We start from the raw sequence: 12,982 nt of genomic DNA, 5'->3' as shown, positions 1-12,982 counted from the left end.
TCCGCGCCCTTTATCTTTTTACCGTATGGATGTAGATATCGAGATCTCCCAGCCAGGTGTCGGTAATGTATTATCTCAGCCTGTCGAGGGATTTGATGAGTTTTTCATCTTTGTAAATACCTCTGGCGGCCAGGAACAGCAATACGATCAGCAGTATCGGAAGAAAAGAAGCGAACTGGTAAGAAGCGCTGGAAATGGCTACACCACCGGCTACCAGCTTGTTGGCTGTTTGTTGTACCACATAATACTGGTAACCCAGTGCAGCAAATGCAAACAGGATATTGAAGATGGTGAGGCGGAATTGCAGTTTACGTTTTTTGAACAGGAAAATACCCCCCAGGGCCAGCAGGATAATGATCACGTACAGCACAAATAACAGGTAGTTGCTGGAGGCATTGACAGCAGTTTGTGTGCCATTGCTCAGCTTGGCTTTCCACAGATCAAAGGATAATGAGGCGGCACCTGCTCCGGCTGCCAACAACAGATAAAGACTCTGAATGCGTTGTATCATGATATTTGTGAATGTTTAACGGCGTAAAAGTAAGTAAATTTAACGGTTGAAATGCGCAATATCTGATAGGGACTTGACTATTTTGGTAGGCTGCTTAGTGTAATACTTCGTATATTGCACGCCCAATAACAATCTTTTTATTTATATGGCAAGAAAACTGAACAAGCAGGATGCGTTGGACTATCATGCAAAGGGAAGGCCGGGCAAAATTGAAGTAATACCTACAAAAGATACCAAAACGCAATGGGACCTTTCCCTGGCCTACTCTCCGGGCGTTGCGGAACCTTGTAAAGAGATTCACAAAGACGTAGAAAATGTTTATAAATATACTGCTAAAGGCAACCTGGTAGGCGTTATCAGCAATGGTACCGCTGTTTTAGGTTTGGGAGATATTGGTCCTGAAGCCGGTAAACCGGTGATGGAAGGGAAAGCAGTATTGTTCAAGATATTTGCGGATATTGATGTGTTCGATATTGAATTGAATACCAAAGATCCGGATAGTTTTGTTGCTGCTGTAAAAGCCCTGGAACCGACTTTTGGCGGTATCAACCTGGAAGATATCAAAAGCCCTGAGTGCTTTGAAATTGAAGACAGGCTGCGTAAGGAGCTGAAGATACCAGTGATGCACGATGACCAGCATGGTACGGCCATTATCTCTGCGGCCGCCCTGCTGAACGCACTGGACCTTGTAAAGAAAAAAGTTGATAAAGTAAAAATAGTGGTGAATGGTGCTGGTGCCGCTGCCATGGCCTGCGTAAAACTCTACGTAGCCCTGGGGGCCAAACCCGAAAACTTCATCATGTTTGATAAGGACGGCGTATTGAATAAATCCCGTACAGACCTTACAGACAGGCACATGCAGTTTGCCACCACATCCAAAATAACAACACTGGCTGAAGCCATGAAAGGTGCCGACGTATTCCTCGGTCTTTCTGTAGGTAACGTGGTAACACCGGAAATGGTGAAAAGTATGGCTAAAAACCCGATCGTGTTTGCTATGGCCAACCCTGATCCGGAAATCGCCTACGACACCGCCATCGCTTCCAGACCTGATATCATCATGGCTACCGGCCGTTCCGATTACCCTAACCAGGTAAACAACGTGCTGGGCTTCCCTTACATCTTCCGCGGTGCCCTTGACGTAAGAGCCACCCAGATCAACGAAGCCATGAAACTGGCCGCTGTAAGGGCATTGGCCGAGCTGGCCAAATCGCCGGTACCAGATATCGTAAACCTGGCTTACAACGAAAGAAATATCGTTTTCGGTCCTAAATATATCATCCCTAAGCCGCTTGATCCGCGCCTGCTGAGCACTGTAGCACCTGCTGTAGCAAAAGCTGCCATGGAAAGCGGGGTCGCCCACCACCCGATTACGGATTGGGATGCCTACAAACAGGAACTGAACAACCGCCTGGGACTCGATAACCAGCTGTTCAGGGTAATTGGTACCAAAGCCCGCCGTGACCCGCGTAAAGTGGTGTTTGCGGAAGCCGACAACGTGAAGATCCTGAAAGCTGCACAGGTAGTGAACGACGAAGGTATCGCCTTCCCGATCCTGCTGGGTAACGAAAACAAGATCCGCGCAATCATGGAAGAGAATTCCATTGAAATCGATGATGTAGTGATCATCGACCCTAAGAGCGATGAAATGCAGGAGAAAAGACATCAGTTTGGTGACCTCTTCTTCGAAAAACGCAAACGCAAAGGGTTTAACCATTATGAAGCCCGTAAGATCATGCGTGAGCGCAACTACTTCGGTTGCATGATGGTGGAAACAGGTGAAGCGGATGCACTGATCTCCGGCCTTACCCGTAAATATCCGGATACCATCCGTCCTGCCCTGCAGGTAATCGGTATGGAGGACGGCGTAAAACGTGTGGCTGGCATGTACATCATCCAAACCAAACGCGGACCGCTGTTCCTGGCTGATACAACAGTTAACTTCAACCCTACCGCCGAAGAACTGGCAGATATTACGCTGATGGTGGCCAAAGAAGTGAAACACTTCAATATCACCCCACGCATCGCTATGCTGTCTTATTCCAACTTCGGTTCCAGCCAGACGCCGGAAGCGCAGCTGGTAGCTAAAGCCCGCGAAATCGTGAAACAACGCGAACCTTCACTGGTGGTAGATGGTGAAATCCAGGCAGCTATGGCCTTCAACAAGGAAATCCTGAAAGACAACTATCCGTTTACCGAATTGATGAACGAGGAAGTGAACACCCTCATCTTCCCGAACCTCACTGCCGGTAACGTGGCTTATAACCTCCTGCAGGAAGTAGCCGGCTTCGATGCTATCGGACCCGTACTGCTGGGTATGAAAAAACCTGTGCATATTCTGCAGCTGGGTAGCACCGTAAGACAGATTGTCAACATGGTGAACATCGCCGTGGTGGATGCCCAGGAGAAATGCCGGAAAATAGTGGAGAGCAGGGAAAAAGATAAGAAGAAGAAAAAATAGTCTCCATAAAAGATGCAAAGCGGAAAGGCGCAAAGAACGGGAACTTCCTGTTTTTTGCGCCTTTGTTTTGCGCGGATACCGCAGTTTGAAGCGCCCGCAGGGTTTTTTGTTTAATTTTGTTATTATGCAAAGTATCTCGAAAAAGAAGATATTTTTCCCGATCAATGAGTCTTTCCGCAACTATCTGAAGCTGTATGAGCGGGAGGTAAAGCTGCCTTTGAGTTACCAGGAACTGCGCTATTATGATCATTCCATTTCGGTATATGACAAAGACGGCAAGGATACCCTTTGGGAAACAGTCTTTTACGCCCAAAGTATGATGGGACCTATCCATGCCGGCCTGAAGCGCATCTATTCCATCCTGAAAGCCGGTGGTGACCAGACCGCAGAAGAACACCTGCATATTGAACGGATCGACTACTGCACTTTCGGTAATTCCCACCCGTTCCGTATCAAGATCGTCAACAACTACAACGAAGTATACGACTATTTCTATATCAAGGTGGCAGATGCATCCCGTATCTATGGTCTGGAACTGGAGCATATCCTTTCACCTTACTGGATGAACTTCCTGATTGATGGTAATACCCTGGTGGAAGAACATATTGCCGGAGTGCCTGGTGATCAGTTTATCCTGCATTATCTCAACAGGATGGATTTCAATCCCAAACGTATCGCCAAAGAGTTTGTGAAATTCAATGAACGTTGTTTTGTGCGGTTGCTGGGAGATATGCGGTCGTATAACTTCATCATTGACATTACCCCTGATTTCGACGATGTACAGTTCCGTATCCGGGCCATCGATTTTGACCAGCAGTTTTATGAAGGGAAACGTACCCTGTATATGCCGCAGTTCTTTAAAGAGAACAGGGTATTTGTGGAGCTGGCGATGAAACATCTGAATGCGGAGGTAGTGAAACAGTATCAACAGGAAGAGCGGGCACTGATGGCGCGCCGCCTCAAGGTGCAGCGCCACCGCATCAAAGATCTGCGCGATGTGATTATGACAGACAAAGTGTCTTTCCCTGAAAAAGTACAGCAGTTGGGCGATGAGCTGGCAGAATATTATCATGATGCCGCTTTTTCCCGTTGCAAAACTATGGGAGAAATCATCGAACGTAGTTTGAAGCGTTTGCTGGTAAATAGTTTACGTTAACCGCACTATAAAATCTTAATTTCGGATATGATTGGCAAAATCATTCATATCTTTGACCAGTTATGGAGTTCAGATTCTTCTATCATTTTGGAAACTTTTTGCTGATGCTGAAAGGCATGTTTTCCCGGCCGGAAAACATGAAATTGTACTGGAAACAGTTTATGCAGCAGTGTGTAGATATTGGCGTAGGGTCGTTTGGGATAGTATTCATTATTTCCCTCTTCATGGGAGGGGTGACCACCCTGCAAACAGCTTATCAGCTGGTAAGCCCTATTATTCCAAGAAGCACGATTGCCCAGGTAGTGAGGGACACCATCATTCTGGAGTTTGCGCCTACGCTCACCAGTATTGTACTGGCCGGGGTAATTGGTTCCAAAATAGCTTCAGAGCTGGGTAATATGCGCATCTCCGAACAGATCGATGCCCTGGAGATCATGGGTATCAATACCAAAGGTTACCTGATCCTGCCAAAAATTCTGGCGGCTACCCTGATGATACCTGTGCTGGTGGCCATTGCCGGTTTTCTGGGAATCTGGGGCGGTAAAGAAGCAGGTGTGCTTTCCGGTGTGCTTTCTGCAGACCAGTTTATGATGGGACTGCGGCAGGAGTTTAGGGCCTATAACGTATTTTTCGCTATGGCCAAATCATATACCTTCGGATTTATCATTGCCAGCGTGTCGGCCTACTACGGCTATAATGTACAGGGTGGCGCTCTGGAAATCGGTAAGGCCAGTACTACCGCTGTGGTGGTGAGCTGCGTGCTGATATTATTTATGGACTACGCATTAACGGCTATATTACTGTAATCATGATTGAACTGAGAGATATAACCAAAAGCTTTGGAGATAAGGAGATACTGAAAGGCGTTTCAGCTGTAATGGAGTCTGGTAAGGTTAACCTGATCATTGGTTCCAGCGGCAGTGGTAAAACCGTGATGATGAAATGTATTGTGGGCCTGATGGAAGTTGACTCCGGCAAAATTCTGTATGACAAGCAGGACTTTACCGCCATGGACCACCACGCAAAAAAGATCGTCCGCCAGAAGATAGGCATGCTGTTCCAGGGATCAGCCCTGTTTGACAGTATGACAGTAGAGCAAAATGTGATGTTCCCCCTGGAAATGTTTGGTGATGGCACGTTCAGAGATAAGAAAAAGAGAGTGGCAGAGTGTCTGGAAAGGGTTCAGTTAAAGGATGCTGCCAAAAAATTCCCTGCCGAAATCAGCGGTGGGATGAAAAAAAGGGTCGGTATTGCCCGTGCCATCGTACTCAACCCTAAATACCTGTTCTGTGACGAGCCCAATTCCGGTCTCGATCCCCAGACTTCCCTGCTGATAGACAAGCTTATTAAGGAGCTCACGGTAGAATATAATATCACCACCGTGATCAATACCCACGATATGAACACTGTAATGGAAAGTGGCGACCATATTGTATATATGTACCAGGGCCAGAAGCAGTGGGAGGGCAGTAATAAAGACATTGTCTTCAGTAAAGACCAGAAATTAAACGACTTCATCTTCGCATCCGAGTTCCTCCGGGAAGCCAAAGAAATGCGCCAGCTGGACATGTTCAAGGACAATTCATGGAAAGAGCAGCTGCAAGCTCAGCTGAAAAGGGACGAAAAAAAGTAATTTCCACTGCATTTTGGTAGCTTTATCTTAAAGGCACTAAATTGCAGAATTATGGAAATCGGCTTATTTTTGCCGCACCTATAGAATAAACATATAAAATAATAAACCAATAAAACAAGCGCGATGAGTGTTTTAGTTAATAAGGATAGTAAAGTGATTGTGCAGGGATTTACCGGTACTGAAGGTACTTTCCATGCTACACAGATGATTGAATACGGTACACAGGTAGTGGGCGGTGTTACTCCCGGTAAAGGTGGTACTACCCATCTGGAGCGTCCGGTATTTAATACCGTAGCAGACGCAGTAAAAGCTACAGGTGCAAATGTTTCCATCATTTTTGTACCGCCGGCATTCGCTGCAGACGCAATCATGGAAGCTACCGAAGCTGGTATTGCCCTGGTAGTATGTATCACAGAAGGTATCCCTGTTCAGGACATGATCAAGGCGAAAAACTTCCTGCAAGGCTCCTCTACCCGCCTCATCGGCCCTAACTGCCCTGGCGTTATCACTGCCGAAGAAGCGAAAGTAGGTATCATGCCTGGTTTCATCTTCAAAAAAGGTAAAATCGGTATCGTTTCCAAATCCGGTACCCTGACTTACGAAGCTGCTGATCAGGTAGTTAAAGCTGGTCTGGGCGTTTCTACCGCTATCGGTATCGGTGGTGACCCAATCATCGGTACACCTACCAAAGACGCCGTAGAACTCCTGATGAACGATCCTGAAACTGAAGGTATCATCATGATCGGTGAAATCGGTGGTAGCATGGAAGCTGAAGCTGCCCGCTGGATCAAAGAATTTGGTACTAAACCGGTAGTAGGTTTCATCGCTGGCCAGACAGCGCCTCCGGGCCGTCGTATGGGCCACGCCGGTGCTATCATCGGTGGTGCAGAGGATACTGCCGCTGCTAAAATGAAAATCATGGCAGAATGTGGCGTTCACGTAGTGGAAAGCCCTGCCAACATCGGTAAAACAATGGCTGAAGTGCTGAGCAAAACTGCTGCACTGGCTTAATTGTCCTACCCTTATAAATTTTGAAAAGGTGAAAAGTGAAGCGGGTCTCCCATCACTTTTCACCTTTTTTTGGCCCCTTTATGGAAACCCGTATAATACCTGCATCCTCTGTACAAAAAGGAGTAATTACTCTAAAACGATTCATATGCGTTTATTCTTTTCACTATTCATTGTTTTATTCATAAGCAACAGTATGATGGCCCAGACCAACTATGACAACTACTGGAAAAAAGTGACGGCCCTCGAAGAAAAGGGACTGCCTAAATCGGCCCTCGAAGAAGTGGACCGGATTTATGCACAGGCTGTGAAAGACAAGCTACCGGCACAACAGATCAAAGCGCTCATTTTTCAGTTGAAATACAACGATCAGGTCAGCGACAGCAGCACCCAGCAAAACCTGGACAAACTCAACCAGCGTATTGCTGTGGCCAGTGGTGCTCAGCAGGCCATCCTGCAAAGCATCAAAGCGGAAATGTTGTTCCATTACCTCCAGAACAACCGGTACAAATATTATAATCGCACCGCCATCGCTGCTGAAAATCCAGGTCCGGACATCAGCACCTGGAGCCTCGATTACCTCCACAGCCAGATCACCGCAGCCTACCTGGCCTCTCTGGCCGACAAAACCACGCTGGAAAAAACGGCCATAGGCCAGTTCGACCCCATCCTGGTAAAAGGTACCGGCACCCGGCAGCTGCGCCCCGTATTGTTCGACCTCCTGGCCCACCGCGCCCTGGACTACTTCAAATCCGGTGAAAGCGCCCTTAATAAGCCAGCCAACCAGTTCGAACTCGACGACCCTGCCGCTTTTGCGCCTGCCGCCACCTTTGCGGCACACCGCTTTGTAACCACAGACAGCGCATCCTTGCAATATCAGGCTGTTGTACTGCTGCAGCAACTGATACGCCTGCACGAAAATGACAAGGCTGCCCTGCTCGATATTGATGAGGAAAGGATTCAGTACATGCACCAGATTGCTGTGTCCGACAACAAAGCACAATTATATACTCAGGCCCTGGAGCTGATGGTCACTGCCTATAGCAGCGAACAGGAAGTAACCGGCATCTACGCACTCATGGCTTCCGACTACCTGAGCAAAGTGCAGCACGGAAAACCGGATACCAGCGGCTACACCAAAAAGGCTAAAGAGATCTGTGAAAAAGCAATCCGGTTGGCCCCTAAAACACAGGGCGGTATACAATGCGCCACCTATCTCGAACAGATCAAGTCGCATTACCTGGAACTGTCTACCGAACTGGTCAATGTACCATCGCTGCCTTTCCGGACCCTCGTTAAATACAAAAACACCGACAAAATATACCTGCGCATCATCGCTGTGGACGAAGCCTTCCGGGTTGCCCTCCAAAAGGCGCAGAATAACTACCGCGACCCGGAAAGCGGTTACTGGAAACTGCTGACAGGCAGAACACCGCTGAAAGCATGGGAACAGACCCTGCCGGATCCTAAAGATTACAGCGACCACTCCGCTGAGATAAAAGTAGACGCCCTCCCACTGGGACAATATATCATCCTCGCTAGTTTAAAACCTGGCTTCGACCTGAAAGAAAACCCCATGGCACTGCAGTTTACCTGGGTGTCTAACATCAGCTACCTGGAAGACAATACCCGGTTTTATGCACTGGACCGCACTTCCGGCAAACCACTGGCTGGTGTGAACCTGTCTTCCTGGATCAACAAAAGGGTGAACAATGAAGATGTATGGACCATGGACAAGTCTACCGTTACTGTCGCTGATGGTAGCGCTGAACTACCCTATAGCCGCAATGGCCAGTCTGTACGCCTGAAATGGGAACTGAAAAACGACCTGCTGTTCCTGGATGATTATAAATACATGTACCGTAATACCTATGACCGGATTCCAGAATCCAAGCCGCACATTTACTTCTTTTCAGACAGAAGTATTTACCGGCCCGGACAAACCATTTATTTCAAAGGTATTGCGCTCGAAAATGAGAAAGGTAAAAACACCAGCACCATAATAGCCGGTCTGAAAAACACGGTAGTGATGTATGATGCTAATGGGGAAAAACTGGATTCTGTAGTGGTTACTTCCAATGAATTCGGTTCTTTCTCCGGTAAATTCACCATCCCCGAAGGCCGCATGAATGGTTGGTTTTCACTGAGAGACCAGAAAAATTTCGGGAATCTTCCTTTTCAGGTAGAAGAATACAAACGCCCCAAGTTTTATGTGACGTTTGATACTGTAAAAACGAGTTATCGTTTAGGGGAGACCGTTACTGCCAACGCTAAAGCATTGGCCTATGCCGGTAACAATATTAATGGCGCCATTGTAAAATACCGCGTGGAAAGGAGAGTGCGTTTCCCTTATCCATGGCTGTTTAAGGGGTATGTTCCATCCGGTAGCTCCCGTGAGATTGCGCATGGCGAAACCACTACGGATGAGCAGGGGCGTTTCAAAGTGAGCTTCCCTGCAGTGCCCGACAGAACAGTGTCTCCGGACAACAAACCTATCTTCACTTATGTAGTACATGCCGATGTGACGGACCTCAACGGTGAAACACGCAGCGCAGATCAGTCTATCCATGCGGGTTACCAGTCAATGGAAATAAGCGTGGAAGTACCAACCCGTCTGGAAGCTGCTGAACTGAAGAAAGTACACATCTTTACCAGAAATCTGAACGGTGCTTTTGAACCGGCATCCATCAAAGTAGCTTTACAGCCGCTGGAGTCCAATAAACGCCTGCTGCGTCCCCGCTACTGGGAACAGGCCGACCAGTTTGTGATGACGAAAGAGGACTATGTAAAAGCCTTCCCGCTGGATATTTATAATGAAGATAATAACAAAGACAAATGGCCACGTAAGGCAGCCGTATCTGAGCAACAGCTCACCAGCACCGATTCCGGTGTTGTTTCTATCGACAAAAAACTAACCCCTGGCTTTTATGAGCTGGTGGTAAGCGCTACGGATAAGAACGGCCAGCCGGTAGTACAGAAAGCTGTCTTTGAGCTGCTGGACCCTGCAGCCAAAGAACTGGCAGCTCCTGATTACCTGTGGAGCTATGATGCGGCAGTAATGACAGAACCGGGTAAAAAAGCCGGTATCATACTCGGATCTTCTGCCAAAGATCTGCATGTGTTGCAAATCATGGAACGTGTGAATCAGTCAAGACAATTATCTGCCTTGACACTGGAAGGTTTGAAAAAGTATGAATATAATGTCACTGAAGAAGACAGAGGTGGTATCATGCTGCACTACCTGTTTGTAAAAGACAACCGTGTATTCAGTGATCATCACCAGATATTTGTTCCCTGGGACAATAAAACCCTGAACGTTAAACTGGCGACTCATCGCGATAAACTGCAGCCGGGAGAGAAAGAAAAGTGGAGTGTGGAAATCTCAGGTTACAAAGGAGAAAAGGTAGCTGCTGAATTGCTGGCCGCTATGTATGATGCATCGCTGGATGCTTTTGTGCCGAATCAATGGACGGCTCCTGCTATCTATCCCAACATCAGCTCCGGCAGCATCTTCCAGGGTTACGATAACTTCCGGATGGTGAATTCACAGTATTATTTCAATACCAATGAACAGGGAATACCAGGTGTGGAAAGAAGTTATGATGCGCTCAATTTGTTTGATTGGATGATGAATGATTGGATGGGAGGTATCAGACGTAAAGGTTCAGCCATTTACGGTAGCCGCGCTGCTGGTGGCGCCCGTCCTGAAGCCATGATGGCCATGGCTCCGGCTCCGGCTGCTCTCGCAAAGAAAGAAGTGACTGTAGCAGGAGATCCAAACGGTATCGCCGCCGGTCTTTTAGAAGATAAAGCAGCGGCTCCTTATCAGGAACCAGCTAAAGAAACGACAGAGAACACCGGCAATATCACTATCCGCAAAAACTTCCAGGAAACCGCTTTCTTCCTGCCGGAACTGCGTACAGACAAAGATGGTAACATCTCTTTCGAATTTACTATGCCGGAAGCCCTTACCAAATGGAACTTCCAGGGTCTGGCCCATACCAAAGACCTGGCCTTCGGTAATATCAGAGCCAGCATTGTAACGCAGAAGCAGCTGATGGTACAGCCTAATGCGCCTCGTTTTGTAAGAGCCGGTGATAAGATTGACTTCACTGCCAAAGTGAGCAACCTCACTGACTCTCTGCTGATTGGTCAGGCTCACCTGGAACTGCTGGATGCCGCCACTATGCAGCCCGTAGATGGCTGGTTCCAGAACATTTTCCCAGTACAGCACTTTACTGCCAAAGCAGGACAGAGCACCGTAGTGGCTTTCCAGCTGCAGGTACCCAACAACTTCACCAGCGCGCTGCTGTACCGTGTTACCGCAGAGGCAGGCAACTTCAGCGATGGAGAAGAAAATGCGCTGCCCGTACTGACCAACTCCATGCTGGTAACAGAATCCCTGCCACTGCCGGTAAGAGGTGATGGTAAACATACTTTTACCTTCGATAAACTGCTGCATTCAGATGCCTCCACAACACTGCGTCAGGAAGCCGTTACTGTGGAATACACCAGCAACCCGGCCTGGTATGCAGTGCAGGCGCTGCCTTACCTGATGGAATATCCTTACGACTGTTCCGAACAGGTGTTCAACCGCTATTATGCTAATGCACTGGCATCTCACATCACCAACACGGTTCCGGGTATCAAAACCATTTTCGAAAAATGGAAAACGACCGATACTGCAGCGCTGATGAGCAACCTCCAGAAAAATGAGGAACTGAAATCAATATTGCTGCAACAGACACCGTGGGTATTGGAAGCCAAAAATGAAGCACAGCAGAAGAAAAACATCGCGCTGCTGTTTGATCTGAATCGGATGCAGCGTGAAAGAAAATCTGCGCTGGACCAGCTGGCAGGTAAACAGTTGCCGGATGGCTCTTTCGCCTGGTTTAACGGTATGTGGGCTGACCGTTATATTACCCAATATATCGTAGCCGGCCTTGGTCATCTGCAACAGCTCACCAGCGTTAAAGATCCGGTAGCAGCCAGCATTGCCGATAAAGCCATGGACTACCTGGATAGGCAGCTGGACAAGGACTATTACCAACTGGTCAACTTAAAACATGACCTGAAAAAACAAAATATCAGCGAGCTGCAGGTGCAATACCTGTATGCACGCAGCTTCTTCGACCGTCCTGTTCCGGCAGCTATGCGCAAGTCATTCGACTATTTCACTGCGCAACAGCAACAATACTGGACCAAAATGGGCCGTTATGCACAGGGCATGATTGCACTGTCACAATTCAAAAAAGGTGATAAAGCCACTGCTGCCGCTATCCTCAAATCGCTGAAAGAAAATGCGATCAACAACCAGGAGATGGGTATGTACTGGAAAGATGTAGTAGCCGGTTATGGCTGGCATCAGGCCCCTATCGAAACACAGGCTTTGCTGATAGAGGCATTCCAGGTAGCAGGCCAGGACATTGCTGCCGTTGCCGATATGAAAACATGGTTGCTGAAAAACAAACAGACCAACAACTGGAGCACCACCAAAGCGACTGCTGATGCCTGTTACGCTATGCTGCTTCAGGGCAGCAACTGGCTGACCACCAGCCCGGAAGTAAACATCCAGCTGGGCAGCGAAACCATCAGCAGTACTGAGCATAAAACAGAAGCGGGCACCGGTTATTTCAAGGAACGTATTGATGGCAAAGCTGTTAAACCAGCAATGGGTAATATCAGCGTTACCGTGAAAAACAGCCAGGGACAACCTTCCTGGGGCGCTGTGTACTGGCAGTATTTCGAGGATCTCGATAAGATCACTGCTGCCAAAACTCCGTTGGTGCTGGAAAAAGAACTGTTCAAGGAAGTGACTACCGACAAAGGCCCGGTGCTGACCAAAATAGGAGAAGGCAACGAGCTGAAAGTAGGAGATAAAGTAAAGGTAAGGATCGTGCTGCGTGCCGACAGGACTATGGAATACATCCACCTGAAAGACATGCGTGCGGCCTGCTTTGAGCCACAGAACGTGATCAGCAGCGCTAAATGGCAGAATGGTCTGAGTTATTATGAAAGCACCAAAGATGCTTCAACCGACTTCTTCTTTAGTTATCTGCCCAAAGGTACCTATGTGTTTGAATACACCCTTTTTGTAACACATGAAGGTAAATTCTCCAATGGTATCAGCACGGCCCAGTGCATGTATGCGCCTGAATTCAGCGCACACAGCGAAGGCATTACCGTGAAGGTGGTAGAATAAGAGAAACGGAT

Annotated in this window: 7 protein-coding genes and 1 pseudogene; 7 read left to right on the top strand and 1 reads right to left on the bottom strand. The window is 47.8% G+C overall.

Features of this window, described 5'->3' with window-relative positions:
• Positions 1–70 precede the first annotated feature (70 nt).
• Positions 71–511, bottom strand: a complete 441-nt coding sequence (locus tag KD145_RS16960; protein WP_212000123.1) for a DUF4293 domain-containing protein — start codon at positions 509–511, stop codon at positions 71–73.
• A 145-nt stretch (positions 512–656) separates the two neighbouring features.
• Here KD145_RS16960 and KD145_RS32595 point away from each other — a divergent pair.
• From KD145_RS32595 to KD145_RS16930, 7 genes and pseudogenes are all read left to right on the top strand, one after another.
• Positions 657–1,883 (top strand): annotated as a pseudogene (locus KD145_RS32595) (malic enzyme-like NAD(P)-binding protein); the annotation flags it as partial.
• Entirely contained in the window at positions 1,881–2,972 is a 1,092-nt protein-coding gene (locus KD145_RS32590) for a phosphate acyltransferase (protein ID WP_374223536.1), read from the top strand. The pseudogene KD145_RS32595 and the gene KD145_RS32590, both read left to right, overlap by 3 nt.
• A 124-nt stretch (positions 2,973–3,096) precedes the next feature.
• Entirely contained in the window at positions 3,097–4,128 is a 1,032-nt protein-coding gene (locus KD145_RS16950) for a hypothetical protein (protein ID WP_212000120.1), read from the top strand.
• Between the two features lie 62 nt (positions 4,129–4,190).
• Positions 4,191–4,934, top strand: a complete 744-nt coding sequence (locus KD145_RS16945; RefSeq protein WP_212000119.1) for an ABC transporter permease — start codon at positions 4,191–4,193, stop codon at positions 4,932–4,934.
• 2 nt (positions 4,935–4,936) lie between these two features.
• Complete coding sequence (locus KD145_RS16940) at positions 4,937–5,761, top strand: ABC transporter ATP-binding protein (RefSeq protein ID WP_212000118.1); 825 nt, start codon at positions 4,937–4,939, stop codon at positions 5,759–5,761.
• A 123-nt stretch (positions 5,762–5,884) separates the two neighbouring features.
• A complete protein-coding gene (gene sucD / locus KD145_RS16935) occupies positions 5,885–6,772 on the top strand; it encodes a succinate--CoA ligase subunit alpha (protein ID WP_212000117.1) in 888 nt (295 codons plus the stop codon).
• Between the two features lie 145 nt (positions 6,773–6,917).
• On the top strand, positions 6,918–12,971 hold the full coding sequence (locus KD145_RS16930) for an alpha-2-macroglobulin (protein WP_212000116.1): 6,054 nt from the start codon (positions 6,918–6,920) through the stop codon (positions 12,969–12,971).
• The last annotated feature ends 11 nt before the right edge of the window (positions 12,972–12,982 follow it).

Origin of the sequence: Chitinophaga sp. HK235 (assembly GCF_018255755.1) — a bacterium.
Taxonomy (GTDB): Bacteria; Bacteroidota; Bacteroidia; order Chitinophagales; family Chitinophagaceae; genus Chitinophaga.
Note: the sequence above shows the minus strand (reverse complement) of the source record. Positions and strands in the feature narration are given on the sequence as shown.

Excerpts from the sequence above, each read along its gene's own strand:
- KD145_RS16960 (WP_212000123.1), bottom strand. The coding sequence starts at position 511 with ATGATACAACGCATTCAGAGTCTTTATCTGTTGTTGGCAGCCGGAGCA.
- KD145_RS16950 (WP_212000120.1), top strand. The coding sequence starts at position 3,097 with ATGCAAAGTATCTCGAAAAAGAAGATATTTTTCCCGATCAATGAGTCT.
- KD145_RS16945 (WP_212000119.1), top strand. The coding sequence starts at position 4,191 with ATGGAGTTCAGATTCTTCTATCATTTTGGAAACTTTTTGCTGATGCTG.
- KD145_RS16940 (WP_212000118.1), top strand. The coding sequence starts at position 4,937 with ATGATTGAACTGAGAGATATAACCAAAAGCTTTGGAGATAAGGAGATA.
- sucD (WP_212000117.1), top strand. The coding sequence starts at position 5,885 with ATGAGTGTTTTAGTTAATAAGGATAGTAAAGTGATTGTGCAGGGATTT.
- KD145_RS16930 (WP_212000116.1), top strand. The coding sequence starts at position 6,918 with ATGCGTTTATTCTTTTCACTATTCATTGTTTTATTCATAAGCAACAGT.